This is a genomic window from Streptomyces sp. NPDC090798, from assembly GCF_044768965.1.
In the GTDB taxonomy this organism is placed as follows: domain Bacteria; phylum Actinomycetota; class Actinomycetes; order Streptomycetales; family Streptomycetaceae; genus Streptomyces.
In genome coordinates this window covers 423,860-443,924 of the sequence record NZ_JBIVXA010000005.1, presented here as the reverse complement: position 1 = coordinate 443,924, position 20,065 = coordinate 423,860, and the positions used below count along the sequence as shown (strand labels likewise).

General features: G+C 69.4%; 12 protein-coding genes. 9 read left to right on the top strand and 3 right to left on the bottom strand.

Annotated elements, in window-relative coordinates; all coding sequences use genetic code 11:
• Nucleotides 1–67 precede the first annotated feature (67 nt).
• The 8 genes from ACIQTP_RS14430 (at nt 68) to fxsT (ending at nt 14,938) form a co-directional block, all read left to right on the top strand.
• On the top strand, nt 68–421 hold the full coding sequence (locus ACIQTP_RS14430; RefSeq protein WP_402037994.1) for a CU044_2847 family protein: 354 nt from the start codon (nt 68–70) through the stop codon (nt 419–421).
• Nucleotides 418–2,148 (top strand): trypsin-like peptidase domain-containing protein, encoded by a 1,731-nt coding sequence (locus tag ACIQTP_RS14425; protein WP_403399725.1) that lies wholly within the window; start codon nt 418–420, stop codon nt 2,146–2,148. Before ACIQTP_RS14430 ends, ACIQTP_RS14425 begins: the two co-directional genes overlap by 4 nt.
• A gap of 24 nt (nt 2,149–2,172) precedes the next feature.
• Complete coding sequence (locus ACIQTP_RS14420) at nt 2,173–3,189, top strand: AAA family ATPase (RefSeq protein WP_403399723.1); 1,017 nt, start codon at nt 2,173–2,175, stop codon at nt 3,187–3,189.
• 43 nt (nt 3,190–3,232) lie between these two features.
• Nucleotides 3,233–6,190 (top strand): SAV_2336 N-terminal domain-related protein, encoded by a 2,958-nt coding sequence (locus ACIQTP_RS14415; protein WP_403399721.1) that lies wholly within the window; start codon nt 3,233–3,235, stop codon nt 6,188–6,190.
• Between the two features lie 470 nt (nt 6,191–6,660).
• A complete protein-coding gene (fxsBH, locus tag ACIQTP_RS14410) occupies nt 6,661–8,805 on the top strand; it encodes a radical SAM/SPASM protein FxsBH, inactivated beta-hydroxylase extension form (RefSeq protein ID WP_403399719.1) in 2,145 nt (714 codons plus the stop codon).
• Nucleotides 8,798–9,571 carry an AAC(3) family N-acetyltransferase gene (locus ACIQTP_RS14405; protein WP_403399717.1) on the top strand — a complete coding sequence of 258 codons (774 nt, stop codon included), beginning with the start codon at nt 8,798–8,800 and terminating at the stop codon, nt 9,569–9,571. The genes fxsBH and ACIQTP_RS14405 overlap by 8 nt, the downstream gene beginning before the upstream one ends.
• A gap of 100 nt (nt 9,572–9,671) precedes the next feature.
• Nucleotides 9,672–10,997, top strand: coding sequence for a TIR-like protein FxsC (locus ACIQTP_RS14400; RefSeq protein ID WP_403399715.1), 1,326 nt, complete (start codon nt 9,672–9,674; stop codon nt 10,995–10,997).
• A complete protein-coding gene (fxsT, locus tag ACIQTP_RS14395; RefSeq protein WP_403399713.1) occupies nt 10,994–14,938 on the top strand; it encodes an FxSxx-COOH system tetratricopeptide repeat protein in 3,945 nt (1,314 codons plus the stop codon). The genes ACIQTP_RS14400 and fxsT overlap by 4 nt, the downstream gene beginning before the upstream one ends.
• 70 nt (nt 14,939–15,008) lie before the next feature.
• Here fxsT and ACIQTP_RS14390 read toward each other — a convergent pair whose 3' ends face one another.
• The 3 genes from ACIQTP_RS14390 to ACIQTP_RS14380 all read right to left on the bottom strand — a co-directional run bounded on the left by ACIQTP_RS14390 (nt 15,009) and on the right by ACIQTP_RS14380 (nt 18,444).
• Nucleotides 15,009–15,920 carry an alpha/beta fold hydrolase gene (locus tag ACIQTP_RS14390; RefSeq protein WP_403399711.1) on the bottom strand — a complete coding sequence of 304 codons (912 nt, stop codon included), beginning with the start codon at nt 15,918–15,920 and terminating at the stop codon, nt 15,009–15,011.
• A gap of 269 nt (nt 15,921–16,189) precedes the next feature.
• Nucleotides 16,190–17,683, bottom strand: coding sequence for a sensor histidine kinase (locus ACIQTP_RS14385; protein WP_403399709.1), 1,494 nt, complete (start codon nt 17,681–17,683; stop codon nt 16,190–16,192).
• Nucleotides 17,680–18,444 (bottom strand): response regulator transcription factor, encoded by a 765-nt coding sequence (locus ACIQTP_RS14380; RefSeq protein ID WP_403399707.1) that lies wholly within the window; start codon nt 18,442–18,444, stop codon nt 17,680–17,682. Before ACIQTP_RS14380 ends, ACIQTP_RS14385 begins: the two co-directional genes overlap by 4 nt.
• A gap of 91 nt (nt 18,445–18,535) precedes the next feature.
• On the opposite strand from ACIQTP_RS14380, the gene ACIQTP_RS14375 reads away from it, so the two are divergent.
• Nucleotides 18,536–20,032 carry an FAD:protein FMN transferase gene (locus ACIQTP_RS14375; RefSeq protein ID WP_403399706.1) on the top strand — a complete coding sequence of 499 codons (1,497 nt, stop codon included), beginning with the start codon at nt 18,536–18,538 and terminating at the stop codon, nt 20,030–20,032.
• Nucleotides 20,033–20,065 lie beyond the last annotated feature (33 nt).

The following is a 20,065-nucleotide window of genomic DNA, read 5'->3' as shown; positions in this document are numbered from 1 at the left end:
CGGGACAACCCTGAGTGTCGTCCGTCACAATGAGGCTGGCCGGGAGTTACGGAGCACGGGGGGCGCCATGGACGGCTTGGTGGAGTTCAGGACCAACGACGGCGCCGTGATCGCCGTCGAGACCGCTGAGGACGACTCGGGCTCCCACCTGGTCGCCCGACGAGCCGACGGAACGGTCCAGGCGACCCGTACCTTCGAGGACTCGCTGGACGGTGTGCGCGAGGCTGCCGAGTCCGCGCTGCGGGTCTTCCGGGACGGCTCGCTCCGGCCCGACGCCGTGGAGATCGAGTTCGGCGTGAAGCTCACGGCGGAGGCGGGCGCGCTCATCGCGAAGACCTCCATCGAGGGCCATCTCGTGATCAAGCTCTCCTGGTCGCCCGGGCAGTCCGCCGACTCCCCGGTGACCTCCCCGGCCTCATGACCAGCGCCTCCTGGCACGCCAGGATCCGCTGTGGACGCGACACCGGTGCCGGTTTCCTGGTCTCCGACCGGCTTGTGCTGACCTGCGCGCATGTCGTGGCCGGGAGCAGCACGGAGGGGGTGAGCGTCTCCTTCGCGCAGGGCACAGGTGAGGCGATCGCCGCTCGCGTCATCGCCCACGGCGGTTGGGACGGCCGTGACACCGATCTCGGAGATCTCGCGGTACTCGAGCTCGATCGTCAAGTCACCATCAAGCCGGCGGTGTTCGCCGCACCCACCGAGGCGTACGGAGATCCGCCGCGCAAGCTGCTCGTCTACGGCTTCCCGAAGCACTACGACGAAGGGACGCTTGCCGAGTACAGGGCCACCACCGACCAGTTGATCGCCGGGGAATGGGTGCAGTTGGAGGCATGGGCCGCACACGGGCAACCACTCGTGCCCGGGTTCAGCGGCGCCGCGGTGACGCTCGCGGACACCGGCCGGGTCGTCGGCATGGTCTCGGCGGCCGCGCGCGACTCCGGAATCCGCAACGGCCGGATGCTTCCCGCCCACGTCATGGCTCGCTACTGGCCGCGTCTGGCCGACCTGATCCCGACACCGGAGTACGACGGCCCGCAGAAGGAGCGGCTACGACTGCTGGTCGAAGCCGCCTCCCAGCAGCAAGGTGGTCTGGAGTGCGGCCCCGAGCGGCTCTACCGCGACGCCGTGGGCCGATTGGGGCCACTGCCGCCACTGTCCGGCTTCAGCTGCTTGTGGGACGTGGCCTGGTATCTGCTGTACGAGGTTCCCGACCCTGAAGCGGTCGCCCGGTTCACGGCACGGCTGGCCGACTTCGTCGAAGACGCGCCGACGCGCTTCGCACTGCGGTCGTGGCCGGACGCGCGGAACGGGACCGCGCCCGCCCGGAAGGCCGAGACCGCCCGATCCTGGTCACCCATCCTCGTCGAAATCGCGCCCAGCGGCTGCGGCGACCACCAACTCCTCGTCGAAGTGTCCGCCTACAACGGTCGTCACCGCCGTGTGGTGGGCTCGCGTCGTCTGCCGGCCGAGCGTGTCCGCGCCTACGCCCTGGAGCGCTTGGACGAGGCATACCACGAGCTCGAACCGGGAGCACGGGAGCTGATCGCCTTCGTTCTCCCGCGCCGCTGGCTCAACCTGGACGTCGCGCACTGGCAGCGCAGTCCCGACGACGACAGCCCGCTCGGCTGTTTCGCCCCGCTCGTCGTCATGGGCCTGGAGCGTCGGCGCGACTTCGGCCTCCAGCACAAGCTGCGGCAGAAGTGGCAGCAGATCGACGCCCAGCCCGCGGCGCGGCTGCACCGTGTCGGCTGCGGATCCCTCGGTCAGGATCCGCGGACCCTGACCGTCGGGTTGCGTCGCAGCACGGACATCGTGGGCTTCGGCGCCCCGCCGCGCGCGGTGGGCGCCCAGCGGCTGTTCCACGCGACCTTGAACGCCGCCGCACCGGTGATGCTGTGGCCCCGGACCGGCTGCCGCGGCGGCCCGTCGCACGAGGACTGCCGAGGCACGGCCTTCCTGGACCGCCTCGCCGAACACCTCACAGGCATGCCACCAGCGGAACTCCCCGCCTACGTCCATGAGTTGCGGGAGACCGCGTACATTGCCGAGCCGAACGAGCCGCACTGGGCCTTCGACCTGGCACTGCTGTGGGAAGACCCCAGATGCCTGCCCGATCCGGTCGGCTACCAGCACACCCCCGTTGGCTGACCCGAGCCCGGACGAGGAGAAGCGATGTCGCTGTGGCCCGTCTTCACGGGTACGAGAGAACCCCACGACAGCATCGAGCGCCTGCCCCCGCCGCCACCCTGGCGTGCCTTCGACGGCGGTCCCGAGCTGGCGACGCCCGCCGAGGACGAGGACCCATCGGCGACCTCCCCGGACCGCGCACACCGCGCCCGTACCTACCTCACCACCGACCGCGTGGTCCAACTCGTCAACGCGGCGCTCTATCTGCGACGCCCCCTGCTGGTGACCGGACCGCCCGGGACCGGCAAGTCGAGCCTCGCGTACGCAGTGGCACGGGAGTTGAGGCTCGGCCCGGTTCTCCGCTGGAACATCACCAGCCGAACGACACTCCACGATGGCCTCTACCAGTACGACCCGCTGTCACGGCTGTACGCGGCCGGCCGCACCGCCGTGCGCGAGGTCCCGCCCGACAGCGAACTCCAGGACCACCTGCGCCTCGGGCCGCTCGGCACCGCCCTGCTGCCCTACGCCCGCCCCCGTGCCCTGCTGATCGACGAGATCGACAAGAGCGACATGGACCTGCCGAACGATCTCCTGAACATCCTGGAGGAAGGCCAGTACGAGATCCCGGAACTGGTCCGCGCCACGCGCCACACGCCGTCGGCCGAGGTGATGATCGACGGCACGGATGACAGAGTGACGGTGTCACGAGGCCGAGTGCGGTGCCGGGCATTCCCGTTCGTGGTGCTGACCAGCAACGGCGAGCGGGAGTTCCCACCAGCCTTTCTGCGACGGTGCGTGCGATTGGAACTCCAGCAGCCTCGCGATGCCCACCTGGAGGGGATCGTGCGCGCGCACCTGGGCGAACCGGACGCATACGCACGGACGCTGATCGACCGTTTCCTCGCACGGGCCACTGATGGTGAACTGGCGACTGATCAGTTGCTCAACGCCATCTATCTGACCGGGACCGCGGGTATCGACGCCGCGTCGCGGGATGAGCTGGCCGAGCAGTTGATGCCGTATCTGAGCCGGCTTCGGGACGAGGCGGACGACTTCTGAACCGGCGAGATCGAGCGGACGGCCCGGGGGCGACGGTGAACTCATGAGCGGTTCGACGGCGGACGGAGCCGCGGCGGACGGACGAGGGGAGCAAGGTGACGGTGCGAGCCGTCCCGCGACGGGCGTCGGACATCTCGCCCGCCTGCTCGCCGAGGCGAGGGGCGGTGCCGGGCAGCCGACCTCCGTGGAACTGGCCGAACTGCTGTGGCTCGCAGGGCACATCGAGTCCACCGAGGCATCCACCACCGTTCCGTTCACTGAGCCCCCGGCCGCGGACCCGCCGCAAGAGTCGGGTCCCGGTGCACGGGCGACATCACCGGAACCCGGCCTGCGGACCGAACCGCCCAAGGTCCAGGACGTCCGGGTCCCCCTGCGCCTGCCGGACGCCTCTCGCGCCCCGGAGGCACGGACCCGCCCGCACACCTCCCTGCTCGCCCCGGCTCCTCCGATGTTGTCCCACCCGCTCGCTCTCCAACGCGCCCTGCGCCCCCTGAAACGTCTAGTCCCGGCCCCTGTCGGCCTGGAACTGGACGAGGAGGCAACCGCCCACCACATTGCCCGCCTCGACGGGGCTCCCGAATGGTGGCTGCCCGTCCTGCGCCCCGCGACCGAGCGCTGGCTCACCCTGCACCTCGTGTACGACTCCGGCCCGACCATGCCTGTGTGGCGCTCCCTCCTCCGTGAACTTCACACCGCGCTCATCCAATCGGGCGTCTTCCGCACCGTGGAACTGCGCCGGATCACGGCCGACGGCACGGTGCGCCCCTCCGAGGCGACTGAACCCTGCGCCGACGGCCGCACGGTCACCCTCGTGCTGACCGACTGCATGGGCCCGCAGTGGCGAGAGGGCATCGCAGGTGACCGCTGGTACCGCACACTGCGCCGCTGGGCCACTCGTATGCCCGTCGCGCTGATTCAGCCGATCCCGGAACGCCTTTGGCGCACGACGGCATTGCCCGCTGCCACGGCGTGGATCAACGCGCCGCAGTCGGCGGCGCCCAACTCCTCGTACCACGTGGACTCCTACGTCATGGGGAGTGCGGGCACCAGGTCACTTCCCCTCCCGGTCCTGGAGCCCTCGGCCCCTTGGCTCGCGAACTGGGCACGGCTCCTGATCGGGACGGACTGGCTGCCGGGCGCCACCGCCCTGCTGGGGGCCGCTCCGCCACTCTCACCGGTCGACGACCAGGGCCGCGGCGACGTGGAGCGGCTCTCCCCGGGGGAACTCCTCCTCCGCTTCCGCTCCCTCGCCTCCCCGGAGGCCTTCCGTCTCGCGGGCCATCTCGCTGTCGCACGTCCCGAGTTGCCGGTCATGCGGCTGGTCCAGGCCGCCATCGAGACGAACCCGCGGGCACAGCATCTTGCGGAGGTGATCCTCAGCGGCGTGCTCACGACAGTCCCGGGACCGGCGGGATCGTACGCCTTCCGGCCCGGGGTGCGGGAGCTTCTGCTGCGCACGCTGCCCCGCACGGCTCGCTCCCGCACCGCCGAACTCGTCGCCCGTGTAGGCGCGTTGATCGACACTCGGGCAGGTGTGGTACCCGGGGAGTTCCGAGTGGCGGCCCCGGGGGGCGGGGGCGCCACCGCACAGGGCGAGCCGATCGCGATGGTGCGCGAGGAGACCGTACAGCGGCTGGGCGGGGCCGTCCCGGAGGACGTGCGGCCGGTGCTGGACAGATATCGGCTCGTACGAGAGCTGGGGCATGGCTCGCGGGTGTGGCAGGCGGAGGACTCACGGACGGGGCGCGCCGTGGCGGTCTACCGGTACGACGCCGCGCCGGATGGGCACCAGACCTTCCTGGGCAACGCACGGGCGCTCGCCGATGTCCGGCATCCCAACGTGGTCAGTGTCCACGACTTCGGCGTCGATGACCGCACCCCTTGGCTTGTCACGGAGTTCATGGAAGGAGTCACGCTGGCCGAACTCACCGCCGAGGGAGGCTTCCGGCTGCCGTACTGGATGCTCGCCTCACTGGCACACCAGGTGGCGAAGGGCATCGCGGTGGTGCATGGCCGTGGCCTGACACATGGCCGACTCACCCCGAACTGCCTCATGGTGTGCCCGGACGGCACCGTCAAGGTCACTCGGTTCGCCCTCGGGCAGACCCCCAGGGGAGGCGAGTCGGACGATCTCGGTGATCTCGGACGGCTGCTGGCCGAACTGTCCGGGGGGACGGCGTCACACGAGCATCCGTCGGCGGAGACCGAGCAGCCGACGGAACGCAGGACGTTTCGCGCGCTGTTCACGGAGGCCGTCACCGGCCTGCGCTCTCAGGATCTCGACGAGCAGCGCCACGGCAGGAACCTTCTTCTGTCCGCCTCATTCGACAAGGTGCTGAGTTCGACCGTGGCCGACCGTGACCGCTACCGCCTTCTGGGTCCGGTACGGATCACCCGGGAGGAACACACCCTCCCCCTCAACTCCCCTCAGGAGCAGGCACTGTTGTGCATGCTGCTACTGAGGAGCGGCAGGACCGTGACGTACGCGGAGCTGATGGAAGGAATGTGGGGAGAGCGACTCCCGGAGCACCCCGCGCGGGACCTGGCCCTCCACGCCTCCCGCCTACGGAGCGCCCTGGGACCCGGGGTCCTCGCTACCACCGGCGGCGGCTACGCCCTGCACACGAGCCCCCGGGCCATCGACGTGAACCGCTGCACAGAACTCGCGGACAGGGCGAAGTTCCGCCGGGAGGACGGGGACACCGAGACGGCTCGAGACACCGTCCAGTACGCCCTCGATCTCTGGGAGGGAGACCCCTTGGACGGCGTTCCCGGTCCGGCGGCGAGCACCGCGCGCACCGAACTGAGGTCCCTCCGGATCACTTTGTGCGTCACCCGTGCCGAACTCGACCTGGAACTGGGCCGCTTCGAGCAGGCCGCGCATGACCTGGCCGCGCTCCTGTCGGCTCACCCCGGCCGAGAGGATCTCCGCCAACTGCACGCGCTCGCGCTGCGCGGCCTGGGCCGGGGCACGGAAGCCATCGAATCGCAGGAGGAGTAGGAGCGGGGCAGCAGCCGTCGAGCCCAGGAACTGCGGCACGCATTGCCCACCTCGCGCAAGGGCTGCCAAGATGTCCGTGCGTCTCTGCTCTCGTTGAGCTTTGTCCTGCACCATCCCTCACTCCTGAGCCGGAATCCAGCCCTCTCGGTCAAACGGGACCACGCCCCCCAACCAAGGTGAAGCAATAGAGATGAATCTCCCGGTTACGACCACCGCCCGCGTATCTCCCTTCATTCAGCCGGCCCGCAAGAAAGCAGCGTCTCTTTCGGCGATCGACACTCGCGAAACCACCACCGTTCGGACCGCCGGGCGAGTGACGGACCTTCCGGGGAAGCGTCCGGTCAAACCGATCACCTTTGACTCCGCCCTGTGACCCTGCCCGCATGGACACCCCAATGCACCACATGCGGAGGGAGGTTGGGGCCGCCACCCGCCGCCCCAGCCTGGTCTTGGAGCGTAAGCTGCGGCGAGTGACGGATCTCACGATTCAACAACTGGTTCTCAAAATCCACAGCAGATGCGATTTGGCTTGCGACCACTGCTATGTGTATGAACACGCGGACCAGAGCTGGCAGGGGCGACCTGCCCTGATCTCCGAGGAAACACTCGTTCGGGTTTCTCAGCGCCTCACCGAATACGTCGCGGCGCGAAAACTCGACTCCGTCGCAGTCATCCTGCACGGCGGCGAACCCCTTCTCGCGGCTCCGGAGCGCATCCGGCTCATCTGCACGGAACTCTCCCAGGCTCTCGCCCCGATCACGGCACTCGATCTGCGCATTCACACCAACGGCGTGCGATTGAACAGAGAGTATCTGGACATCTTCAAGGAATTCGATGTCAAGGTCGGGGTTTCGATCGATGGAGACCGGGTTGCGAATGACCGTCACCGGCTCGACCGCCAGGGGCGCAGCAGTTACGACCGAGTGCTGCGCGGGCTCGAACTCCTTCGCCTCCCGGAGTACCGACATCTCTACGGGGGGCTGTTGTGCACCGTGGACGTGGCCAATGATCCGATTGTGGTGCACGACGCGCTGACCGCCCTCGGTCCGCCGCGCATCGACTACCTGCTTCCGCATTCCACCTGGGACACGCCGCCTCCCGGACATACGCAGGCATCCACTCCATACGCGGCCTGGCTCCTCAAGGTCTTCGACCGGTGGGAGGAACAGGGGCGCCCCATGCCGGTCAGGACCTTCGAGTCGGTCCTCAGCACCCTGCGCGGCGGCCCCAGTCTGACCGAGGCCATGGGGCTCGCCCCCTCCGACCTCGCGGTTGTCGAAACCGACGGCACGTTCGAGCAGGCCGACTCGCTGAAGACGGCGTACGACGGCGCCGCAGCCACCGGCTACGACGTCTTCCGGCACAGCTTCGAGGAGTTCGCCGGACACCCGGGCCTCCGCGCCCGCGGGCTGGGCCTGGCAGGGCTCAGTGAGACGTGCCGCCAGTGCCCGGTCGTCGAGTCCTGTGGCGGTGGGCTCTACGCCCACCGGTACAGCAGCCTGCGCGGCTTCGACAATCCGTCCGTCTTCTGCGCAGACCTGCGCGCCTTTGTCGAAGGGGTGGCCGAGCGGATCACCGAGCGCTCACTGGCGCCGGCGGTCACCGGAGTCGACGAACTCGGCTTGGCGCAACTGGAGTTGGACCGCACTCTGCTGGCCCGCGTGAACGCGCATCTCGCCGGGCATGCGGACTGGGACGCGTCCTGGCGGCTGTTTCTCCGCCTGGACTCCGACGAGACCACCGCTCCGCACCTCGACGCGATTCTCTCCCACCCATATCTCCGTCCCTCGCTGCATCGCTCCTGGAACGGCCCTGTCGACCTCCCCCGCTTCATGGCGACAGCCGCGGCTGCGGCGGTGAGCGCCCACGTCACGGTGGACCTCGCCTGGAACCAGCCGGACGCGGTCGTGCACCTCCCGACGCTGGGGACCATACGGCTGCGGCCCGGGCGTATCGGGTTCACGATGACCCCGGACGGCTTCCAGGTGCGCAACCTGGACTCCCCCGACGACGAAAGAGCCGCCGAATGGCGGCCCTTGAAGGCACTGGACTTCGAGAACGGGCCACCTCTCCTCGTCGACGACGCCGATCCGTATCGCGACTGCTACTCCGTGCCGGTCACGCCACCGCTGAGTCCCGGCGCCTCGAGGGCCTTCCACAAGCGGCTGCGGACAGCATTCGAGTTACTTGCCGCGCGTCGACCTGGATGGCGGGAGGACAGCGACGCTCGCGTCATCACCACGATCACCCCGCTCACGGCGGGCAGCGGACTGCGGCTCGGCGGACACGGCATCGGCGCACTGGGCGTGGCCGTCGATTTCGAGCCGGAGGAGTTCGCGCGCGAGCTGCCCCGCCTGGCGCGCAGGTCGAGGCTCAGCGCATTGCGCGAGGTCGCGGACCTGAACGTGCCGGGCAACCGGGCCGGGCAACTGCTCGACGAGGCAAGTGAGCAACTCGGCGAAGCCGCGCCCCGGTCCCCGAAGACTACGGAGGCACTGGAACGGGCGGGCCGCGCCCTTGGCGAACTGGCCGCCCTCCCCGAGCGCGAGCTCACCGAAAGCGGCGCCTACTTGGCCGAGGAACTACGCACGGAGTGGAGGCGACTCCGTGACTGACGGCAACCGGCTGAGCCAGGTACTCCGCCGGTTGGGCGTCCGGCGGGGCGGTGTCCTGTTGGTGCACGCGTCCTTGAGCGGGACCGGTCTGAGCCCCGCCTCCGTACGCGACGCCCTCCTGGAGACTCTCGGTCCCGACGGCACACTCGTCGTACCCGCCTTCACGCCGGAGAACTCCGACACCTCCCGCGCCCACCGCGCCCTGACCGCGGGGATGACGGAACGAGAGCAGGAGGAGGTCCGGGCCGCGATGCCACCGTTCGAGCCAGCTTTCACTCCCTGCCCGGCGGTCGGCGCACTCGCCGAGTGCGTACGAACGACACCTTCCGCAGTCCGCAGCGCGCACCCGCAGACGTCGTTCGCCGGGCTCGGCCCCAGGGCCGCCGAGTTACTCGTCGGCCACGACCCGTACTGCCATCTCGGTGAGCGATCTCCGCTGGCGAGACTGTTCGACGCCGATGCCCAAATCCTTCTGTTCCGCGTGGGTTTCGAGTCCTGCACTGCGTTCCATCTCGCCGAGTACCGGATGACACCACCCCCGCCGACCCGGACGTACCGCTGCGTGGTGGGCAGTAGAGGTAACTGGATCTCCTACGAGGATGCGACGCTCGACGACAGCGACTTCGCAGCGATCGGGGCGCTCCTACCACGTGCGCTTCTCTCAGAAGCGGAAGTCGCGGAAAGAGTGGTGGTCCTCTGCGGAATGCGGGACACTGTCGACGCAGTCCAAGTCGAGATGTCTGCATATCGCCAGAGAATGACGTGAATCGAGCGCCCCTCCGGGGCCGACGGTCGGGCAGAGTGTTGATTCCGGCCAGATGACGCCGTCGGTGTTGCCCGAGGACATCACCAGGCATGGGGGGCGCGTGGACGTACCTGAACGAGGTTCGGACAACCGGCCGTACTTCTTCCTGAGCTACGCGCACACACCGTCCTGGGGGCCGGACCGCGGTGACCCGGACCACTGGGTGCATGTGCTGTTCACCGATCTGTGCAACCACGTCATGGCACTCACCGATCTCCCCCCGGGGTCACCTGCGGGTTTCATGGACCGGGAGATGCGCTCCGGGCAGAGCTGGCCGGAGCGGCTCAGTGAGAATCTCGCGACCTGCCGGGTGTTCGTGCCGCTGTTCTCGCCACGCTACTTCACCAGTGAGTCGTGCGGGCGCGAGTGGTACGCGTTCAACGAACGGGTTCTCCGGGCGCGGGCCACGAGTGGCAGGGCGGTGACCGCGATCGTCCCCGCGCTGTGGGTTCATGTCAGCCGCGACCAGTTTCCCTATTCCGTCAGGCACCTCCAGATCGACCACGCCTCGTTCGGGGAGCGCTATCTGGACCACGGGATCTACGGGCTGATCAAGCTCAACCGGCTGAGGGACGAGTACGAGGAGACCGTACTGGCCCTCGCCCAGCGGATCGTGCGGGTCGCACAGGAATCGCCACTGCCGTCGAGCCGGCCTCGCGGGTACGAGTCCACACCCAGCGCGTTCAAGCCTCGCGGGGAGGGGCCCCGCCGTATCCACCTGACCGTCGCGGCACCCACCATGGGCACCGTCCCGGATCACCGGGACGCCCGCCCGTACGGCGAGAGCGCCCAGGACTGGAACCCGTACCACGGCGAGTCGACGCGCCCGCTGCCCGCGGTGGCCGAGGAGCTGATCCGGTCGCTGGACTACCGGATCACCGTGTCCGACTTCGACGACGATCCGGACACCGGCGACGGCTCCCCGATCGACCCCGACGCGCACTCGGACGATGACAAGGCGCCGAACCGGCCCGGAATCCTGCTGGTCGACCGCTGGGCCATCCTGGACGAGGAACGGCGTCGCAGACTCAAGGAGTTCGACGCGAACGCCCGGCCCTGGGTCAGTGCGGTCGTCCCCTGGAACCGCACCGACCTGCAGTGCCACAGCGAAGAGGGCAGACAACTCGCGGCCGAGCTGGAGCGCACCCTGCCGATCATCCTGGAGCGGGGCCGCCGCACCAACAGTCGGCTGGCTGTCAACGGCGTGCCCACGTTGCAGGCGTTCACCGACGTACTGCCGGCGGTCGTGGCGCACACGACCCGGCAGTACCTCAGGCACGCGGAAGCTCATCCGCCCCCTGGCCCGTACGTGCCCCGGCCACGACTCACGGGCCCCATCTACCCGCCCCATCCCGAACCCGGGTCCGGCAACGGAGGAGAAGCATGAAGGCGCGGCAGGGCGGACGCATCGTCACCTTCTACTCCTACAAGGGTGGTACGGGCCGCACGATGGCTCTGGCGAACACAGCGTGGATCCTCGCCGCCAACGGCAACCGGGTCCTGGCCGTCGACTGGGACCTGGAGGCGCCGGGTCTGCACCGCTTCTTCCACCCGTTCCTGGATCCCAACACGCTCGCGGCCACCCACGGCGTGATCGACATCATCGCCGACTACTCGTGGGCCGCGACCACCGGCATGCGTCGCAGCGGCCCCTGGCACCTCGACTACGCGCAGGTGGAAGAGCATGCCGTATCCCTCACACCCGAACGCCTGGGGCTGCCCTTCCCTAACGGCGGCTCACTCGACTTCCTGTCCGCGGGGCAGCAGAACCGCGAGTACTCGGCGACCGTCTCGTCGTTCGAGTGGGACAACTTCTACGAACGCCTGGGCGGCGGCCTGTTCCTGGACGCGCTTCGAGACAACATGAAGGCGTCGTACGACTACGTCCTCATCGACAGCCGCACCGGCCTGACGGACAACGCGGACATCTGCACCATTCAGATGCCTGATGTCCTTGTCACCTGCTTCACGCTCAGCGACCAGTCGCTGGACGGGGCAGCCGCGGTCGCGCACAGCGTGGCGCAGGGATACCGCAAGCGCCGCATCCAGGTACTGCCGGTTCCCATGCGTATCGACGAGGGCGAGAAGGAAAAGGTCGACGCGGGGCGAGCGCTGGCCCGGCTGAAGTTCAAGGGGTTGCCCAAGGCCCTCGGCGGCGAGGACATGAGCGTCGAGGAACTGAGCGCCTATTGGGGGAACGTCGAAATTCCCTACCGGCCGTACTACGCGTACGAGGAGACGCTCGCGACCTTCGGCGACAGGAGCGGTGTCGCGAACTCCCTGTTGTCCGCCTTCGAGCGACTCACCGCTGTGGTCTCCGACGGCGAGGTCACCAAGCTGCCACCGGTGCCCGATGCGGTGCGGCAGCGCTGTGTGGACGCGTTCACCCGGCGACGGCCACCGACCACGGCGGCGGTGGTCTCCATCGTGTACGTCGCGGAGAACCGCATCTGGGCGGAGTGGGTGGAGTGGCTCCTCAAACGGTCCGGTTGTGAGGTCTCCCTGCTGGACGCGTCGACCGGCCCGGTGGAGCCGTCGAGCGCTACGACGCACACACTCGTGCTGTTGTCCAACGCCTTCCAGAAGTCGCTTCACGCGGACGCCGTCTGGCGTGCCCTCAGCCGCGTCACTCCGGACGTCACCCACCGGGCCATGGTCCCCGTGCGTGTCGATGAGGTCCGGTTGCCCAACTCCTACCTGGATCACAACCCGGTGAACCTGCACCAGCTGGACGAGGCCCAGTGTGTCAGAGGTCTGCTGCGCGCCCTGAAGCTGTCGACGCAGCCCGTGGACGGCGGCTCGGCGGGCCCCCGCTTCCCCGCGAGCACGCCGACGGTGTGGAACGCACCCCAACGCAACCCCGCGTTCACCGGCCGGAGCCTCATTCTCGACCAGCTGCGCGAACAGCTCCTTGGCGGCATGTCCGTCGTCCTGCCGCAGCCTCAGGCCCTGTCCGGGCTCGGCGGCGTCGGCAAGACCCAGGTGGCGCTTGAGTACGTGCACAGGTTCATGGCCGATTACGACGTGGTGTGGTGGATCAACGCCGAGCACGGCGACAGCGTTCTTGCCTCGCTGGCCGAACTCGGCGTGCGGATCGGCGCGCCCGCCGGTGACGACATGGCGCTGGCCAGCCAGGAGGCCGTGCAGATGCTGGCCCGGGGTGTACCGACCAAACGCTGGATCCTCGTCTTCGACAACGCCGACAACCCCGAAGACCTCATCCGCCACTTCCCGGCCAGCGGGGGTGGGCACATCCTCGTCACCTCGCGCAACCAGGCCTGGGCTCACCAGGCCCTGTCCCTGCCTATCGACGTGTTCCCGCGCCAGGAGAGCGTCGAGCACCTCTCCAGGCGCGCCCCCGGTCTGACCACGGAGGAGGCCGACAGGGTGGCGCAGGCGGTTGGAGACCTGCCGCTGGCCGTGGCACAGGCGGCCGCGTGGCTCGCCGAGACGGCCACCCCGATCGAGGAGTACTTGCGGCGGCTGGCCGAACAGACCACCGAGGTGCTGGACCTCAGCCGGCCCGCCGACTACCCGACGACGGTGGCCGCGACCTGGAACATCTCCATCGCCCAGCTCAACGAGCGATCTCCCGCCTCTGTGCGGCTGCTGCAACTGTGCGCTTTCATGGCCCCCGAGCCGATCTCCTCCAGACTGCTTTACAGCAAGGAGATGATCGACGAGCTGAAGAAGGTCGACCCGTCGCTCCAGGAGCGCCTGCTGCTCGGCCGAGTCATCCGCGAGATCTCCAGGTTCGCCCTGGCCAAGGTCGACCAGGTCAGCAACAGCATCCAGGTGCACCGGCTGGTGCAGGCGGTCATCCGCGCCCAGCTGACCGAGGAGGAGCAGCAGCAGGCACGGCACGTCATTCATGAGATCCTCGCGGGTGCCCGCCCCGACGGTGACGAACCCATCGACAACCCCGAGACCTGGCCACTCTTCGGCGCCATCTGGCCCCATTTGCAGGCCTCCGGCGCCCGCGACTCCGCCAAAACCGAGCCCCGCCGCCTCCTCATCGACCGCGTCCGCTATCTGTGGAAGCGGGGTGATTTCCCCAGCGCGCAGCGGTTGGCGGAGGAGCTGCTGAAGCACTGGGAGCCGGTTCTCGGCGAGGACAACGTGCAGTATCTGTACCTGCGCAGTCAGTTGGCCAACGTGCTGCGCTCCCAGGGGCGTTACGAGGAGTCCCGGGCGATCGACATGGACTTGCTGGAGCGCCAGCGCCGCGTCCTCGGCCCCTCGCACCCCCACACGTACATCACCACTTCCGGCCTCTCCAGCGACCTCTCGGCACTCGGCGAATACCGGAACGCAGTCGATCTCGCCAAGGAGGCGCACGACGGATTCAGCCAGATCTTCCACGAGTCCCACTGGCGCACGCTCAGCGCCGCCAACAACCTGGCGCTGGCACTGCGCATGGTCGGCCGCTACGGCGAGGCCCGCGACACCGACCAGGACACCTACAACCGTCGTACGGAGGTCCTCGGCCCCGAGCACCCCTACACCCTGGCCTCGGCCTCCCGCCTCGGCCGCGATCTGCGTGAAGTAGGCCGCTACTCCGACTCCGTGGTGCTCCTCTCGCGCGCGTACGAAGCCTACAAGCGCGTCTTCGGGAAGGATTTTCCCGGCACGCTCAGTTGCGCCAAGTCCCTCGCCGTATCCCTGCGCCGGGCCGGCCGGTTCGAGGACGCGTACCGCTTGACGACGTCGACCTGCGCCCAGTACCGGGCCCAGTACGCGCAACCCACCCCTGACTCTCTCTCCTGTGACCTGAACTTGGCGGCCGACCTCTATGCCGCCGACGACCGGGAGGAGGCGCGCCGGGTGGCCCAGGAGGCGCTGGCCGAGTACATGAAGGTGCCGGGCGAGAATCACCCGCATGCTCAGGCCGCGCTCAACAACCTCGGCATCTACCACTGGGCCTGCGGGGACGCGGACGAGGCCGAGACGGTGTTCCTGCGGGTGACGGCGCGTATGGGGGAGACGCTCGGCGACCGGCACCCGTACACCCTCTTCTGCCATGCCAACTACGCCAACTTCCTCGCCGAACGAGGACGCTCGGAAGAGGCCCGGGTCCTGGAAAGCCAGGCTGCGGACAGCCTCCGCGTCGTCCTCGGCGCTCAGCACCCCGAAGCCCTGGCCGTCATCAGTAACTCTGCGCTGACCTTGCAGTCACTCGGCCGTACGCAGGAGTCGCAGCGCTTGCGAGACGAGACGCTGACGGAACTGCTGCGACAAGGGAGGCAGCTGGGTGAGGAGAAGGGGATCACACAGGTGGTAAGTCATGGGCAGCGGTACTACCGGGACTTGGAACCGTTGACGGTGTGAGCTCCCGCGGACACGGGCGATGCTGCCGTCGGCATCTGCCGGAAGGCCGTCGGCATCTGCCGGAAGGGTGTCAGAGCGGAGGTGTCTGGGGCAGAGCGGTGTCCGCCAACAGCCAGCTCAGCACGTTCGGCAGAGCGCGCAGGGCCCCGAAGTGGGCCGCAGACGGCTCGACGATGGAAGTGGATCGAGGGATGCGGTCGGCGAGCCAGGACGAGTGTGAGGCAGGGGAGAAGGCGTCCTTCGCACCGTGCCACAGCAGTACTGGCACACGGATCTCGGCCGGGTCGAATCCCCAGGTCCCGGTCAGGGCGAGGGCGTCGTCGATCCAACCGTACGGTGAAGTCCGCAGCGCCTCTTGGTAGTTGCGCATCAACATCGAACGGATCCCGTTGTCGGAGACGATGGACCGGTCGTCGTCGGTCAGGTCCTCGCGCAGTTCCTCCAACAATCGCGCGGGGTCGGAACGGATGGCCGCGGATCGTGGAATGAGCCGTGCCACGAAGCGATCGGGGTCGGTGAACGCGGTGCGGAACTCGTCGATATTGGAGGCTGCCATCCCCGCGAACCAGTCGAGCCCCTCGGCGTCACGCGGTGCGAGTGTGACGAGTGCGGCCGCCCGGGTCACCCGATCAGGCAGCACTGCCGCGCAGGCCAGCGCGTGCGGGGCGCCGCCGGAGCGGCCCACGACCGCGAATCGGTCCAGGCCCAGGGCGTCGGCGACCGCGGTCACATCCTCCGCGACGTCCACCACCCGGCGGCCCGGCCTGCGGTCGGATCCCCCGTATCCCGGGCGGTCGTAGCTGATCAGCAGGGTCCCTCGCTGGTAAAGGAACATGGACCGAGGCCGAGGCCCGACACGGCTGCCGGGCATGCCATGGAGCAGAAAGACCGGCCGCCCGCAGGGATCCCCCGAGCACTCGACCCGCAACAGCCGCCCGTCCGCCGTCCGGACACGGTCCAGCGTTGGTACCAGGTCCCGCACAACATTTCCCTTCTCCTGCCTGATGGACCCGGACCACGTCGCCCGAACATGCCCCAGGCACCCAACAGCGGCTCAGGTCCACCTGCCAACCTAACTCAACAACATTTGACTTGACGGGGCGTCAAGCGCCCTGTCACTCGGAAGCGTGTAGCACCTGAGGGAAGCACGCCGACCCTCGGTGTCTCAACCGCTCAGTGTCCCGGCAGAAGCCGGTCGCCGGGCTGACCGCGACGCCGTGCGCGCGAACTACACCCGGGGGCGTGCCGGCCTCAGAGGAGCGCGGGTGGAAGGGGGAGACGGATCGTGAACGCCGTCGAGCCGGGGCGGCTGGTCACCTCGATGGTGCCGCCGTGTGCCCGAACCAGTGAGCGGGCGACCGCGAGGCCCAGCCCGCTGCCGCCGCGGTCACGGCTGCGGGCCTTGTCCACGCGGTAGAACCGGTCGAAGACCCGTTCCTGGTCGGCGGCCGGGATCCCGGGCCCGGAGTCGCAGACCCGCACGACCGCCGTACCGGACGAGCCGACGCGCCCCGGCTGCCCCGCCCCCGTGGCCGACACCTCCAGACACACCTTCGTCCCCGCCGGGGTGTGCACGGCGGCGTTGGTGAGCAGGTTGTCGAGGACCTGCCGGATGCGCAGGGGATCCAGGCGCAGGCGTACCGGGCCGGGGCCGGCCGTCACGGACAGCACGTGCTCCCCTCGCCCGGCGCGGAAGGCGTCCGCGGCCTCCCGCGCCAGTTCCGTCAGGTCCGCGTCCTCCAGCCGCAGCGGTGTTTCCACCTCGGCGGCGTCCAGGCGGGCGAGGAGGAGCAGGTCGTCGAGGAGTACGCCCATCCTGGCGGCCTCGGCGCGCAGCCGGGCCAGGTGCTTCTCGCGTTCCTCGGGCTCGTTGGCGGCGGCGTACTGGAAGAGGTCCGCGTAGCCGCGTACCGACATCAGAGGCGTACGCAGCTCGTGCGAGGCGTCCGCGACGAACCGGCGCAGTCGCTGTTCGGCCTCGGTGCGGACGGCGAGCGCGTCGTCGATGTGCTCCAGCATGGTGTTGAACGCGGTGCGCAGTTCCTCGACCTCGGGTCCGCCGCGCCCGCCCCCGGCCCGCACCTCCAGCCGCGCCGAGCCGGTGAGGTTGTGCGAGGTGATGCCGCGGGCGGTGTGGGCCATGTCGCTGAAGGGCTTCAGCCCGCGCCGCAGTACGGTCCGGCCGAGCACGACGAGCCCGAGCAGGGCGAGCGCGAAGGTGACGACCTGGACCGTGATCAGCTGCCGCACGGTGGCCCGCATGTCCCGCATGGGCGCCGCGGTGACGAGGACGACCCCGGGGTCGACCTCGCAGGCGCGCAGCTTGTACGTGCCCTCCCCCGCGATGTGCGCGGTGCGCAGCAGGTGCGCGTCGCCTCCGTCCGGCAACGCCTGGGCGACGGCGGTGAGTTCGGCGGTGTCGGCGGGGACGTCGGCAGGCTTGCGCAGGACCGCCGTATGGCCCTTGACGTCGTACACGGCGGTGAACCAGCCGTAGTACGGTCGCCGCTGGACGGTGCCGTGCGCCTGGGCGTCCTTGGACTGGGTGACCTGGACGACCTTCATCTGTTCGCCGAGCTGACGTTCCAGGTAGTCCTTCATGTACGTCGTCAGGGCCGTGCCGACGACGGCGAACACGATGAGGGACAGCACGCCGATGCCGAGGGCCAGCCGGGTGCCCAGGCGTGTCCGGCGGTAGGCGCCCCGCAGGCGGCCGAGCGCGCCGCCGGTCCCGGGGCTGCTCACTCGGCGACCTGCCGCACCACGTACCCGACGCCGCGCACGGTGTGGATGAGCGACTCGCCGCTGTCGGCCTCACCGTTGCCGTCGAGCTTGCGGCGCAGCCGGCTGACGACGAGTTCCACGACGTTGGAGCGGCCGCCGAAGCCGTACTCCCACACGTGGTCGAGGATCTGGGCCTTGGTCAGGACGGTCGGCGACTTGCGCATGAGGTAGCGCAGGACCTCGTACTCGGTCGGGGTGAGGGTGAGCAGCCGGTCGGCGCGCCGCACCTCATGGGTGTCCTCGTCCATCGTCAGGTCGGCGACCTGGAGCACGGAGCGCTGGAAGCCGGGGCCCGCGGCGCGCCGCAGGACGGTCCGCAGCCGCGCCATGAGCTCTTCCACGGCGAACGGTTTGACGAGGTAGTCGTCGCCGCCGCGGGTGAGGCCCGCGACCCGGTCCGCGACGCCGTCGCGGGCGGTGAGGAAGACGACGGGCACCATCGTCCCGGACCGGCGCAGCCGGTCGAGGACGGCGAACCCGTCGAGGCCGGGCAGCATCAGGTCGAGGACCACGATGTCGGGGTGGAACTCGGCGGCCCGGCGCAGCGCGTCCTCGCCGGAGTACGCGGTCATCGCCTCCCAGCCCTCGTAGCGGGCGACCGTCGCGACGAGGTCGGCGATGGGAGGGTCGTCGTCCACGACCAGGAGGCGCACTTTTTCCACCTGCTCATAGTGCGTGACGTGGCCATCGACGCCATAGCCGCCGACGTCTCCGATCCACATCGATAAAAACTTGAAAGTTGAGCAACAGGAAAACGACAGTTCCCACCGGGCAGGCTCGGTGTCCCCACACCCGAACGAGGAGCTGCCCTCCGTGACCACTGCCGAACGTGTCCAGCCGCCCCCGACGGCGATACGCCCGAAGGTGGTGGCCCGCACCGGGCTGTACGCCCTGCTGGCCGTGAACGCGGCCGTCGTGACCGTGTTCTTCCTCCGGGCCGGGCCAGGCTCGGACACCCTGATCATGCTCGGCCGGCTGGCGGGCCTGTACGGGGCGCTCCTGATGGCCTTCCAGCTGCTGCTGGTCGCCCGCCTGCCGTGGCTCGACCACCGGATCGGCATGGACCGGCTGACCTCCTGGCACCGCTGGGTCGGCTTCGGCCTGCTGTGGACGCTGCTGTCGCACGCGCTGTTCATCACCCTCGGCTATGCCGGGGTGGCGTCGGCGTCCTTCTGGGACGAGCTGGTGGAGCTGGCCACGACGACCGAGGGCGTGCTGCGGGCGATCGTCGCACTGGCCCTGATCCTCGCGATCGGCGGGGTGTCGGCGCGCTTCGCGCGGCGCCGACTGGCCTACGAGACCTGGCACTTCATCCACCTCTACACGTATGTGGCGGTGGTGCTGGCCTTCACGCACCAGGTCGCGGTGGGCACCACGTTCACCACCTCGTCCGCGGCCACCGCCTACTGGTGGGGCCTGTGGGGCGTGGCGCTCGGTTCGGTGTTCCTGGGCCGGGTGGTCCTTCCGGTGTGGCGGAACCTGCGCCACCAGCTGCGGGTCTCGGCCGTCGTCCCCGAGTCCGACAACGTCGTCTCGGTCTACGTCACCGGGAGCGACCTCGACCTGCTGCCCGCGCGGGCGGGGCAGTTCTTCCTGTGGCGCTTTTTGACCAAGGACCGCTGGTGGCAGGCGAACCCGTTCTCCCTGTCGGCCGCCCCGGACGGCGACCGGCTGCGGCTGACCGTGAAGACGGCCGGTGACGGCACCGCGGCCCTGCGGCACCTGAAGGTGGGCACGCGGGTCTTCGCCGAGGGCCCCTACGGCGCCTTCACCAGCCCGGACCTGACCGAGGTCCTCGGACTGTGCGAGGCGTACCGGGTCGCGACCGGCGGCGCGTTCGACGTGCGGTTGCCCGGGCGCGGCCTGGATCCCTGCGCGATGGTGAAGGGCTGGTCGGTGCAGCGGGCCGCGGACCTGCTCACCGGCCGGGGGACTTCCCGGTTCTGGCTGAACGCCGGTGGTGACGTGGTGGCCGCGGGCGGTCCCTGGCGGGTGGGCGTACGCCATCCCGAGCGGGCCGACCGGCTGTGCGCGGTGCTGGAGATCACCGACGGCGCGGTGGCGACCTCCGCGCGCTACGAACGCGGGGACCACATCCTCGACGGGCGCACCGGCCGCCCGGCCACCGGCCTGCTCAGCATGACCGTCGTGGCCCCGTCACTGACCGAGGCGGACGCGACGGCGACGGCGGCGTTCGCGATGGGCGCGGAGGGCGTCGAGTGGGCCGCCGCGAGGGCCGACTGCGAGGTGTTCGCGGTCGACGCCGAACGCAGGGTCTTCCGTACGGCGGGGCTTCCCGTGGCCGGATAGCTTCCGATCGGAGCTCGGCCTCCGGTGTCTCGT

Bases quoted from the DNA above. Each gene is read 5' to 3' on its own strand.
- ACIQTP_RS14430 (WP_402037994.1), top strand. From the start codon at position 68: ATGGACGGCTTGGTGGAGTTCAGGACCAACGACGGCGCCGTGATCGCC.
- ACIQTP_RS14425 (WP_403399725.1), top strand. From the start codon at position 418: ATGACCAGCGCCTCCTGGCACGCCAGGATCCGCTGTGGACGCGACACC.
- ACIQTP_RS14420 (WP_403399723.1), top strand. From the start codon at position 2,173: ATGTCGCTGTGGCCCGTCTTCACGGGTACGAGAGAACCCCACGACAGC.
- ACIQTP_RS14415 (WP_403399721.1), top strand. From the start codon at position 3,233: ATGAGCGGTTCGACGGCGGACGGAGCCGCGGCGGACGGACGAGGGGAG.
- fxsT (WP_403399713.1), top strand. From the start codon at position 10,994: ATGAAGGCGCGGCAGGGCGGACGCATCGTCACCTTCTACTCCTACAAG.
- ACIQTP_RS14380 (WP_403399707.1), bottom strand. From the start codon at position 18,444: ATGTGGATCGGAGACGTCGGCGGCTATGGCGTCGATGGCCACGTCACG.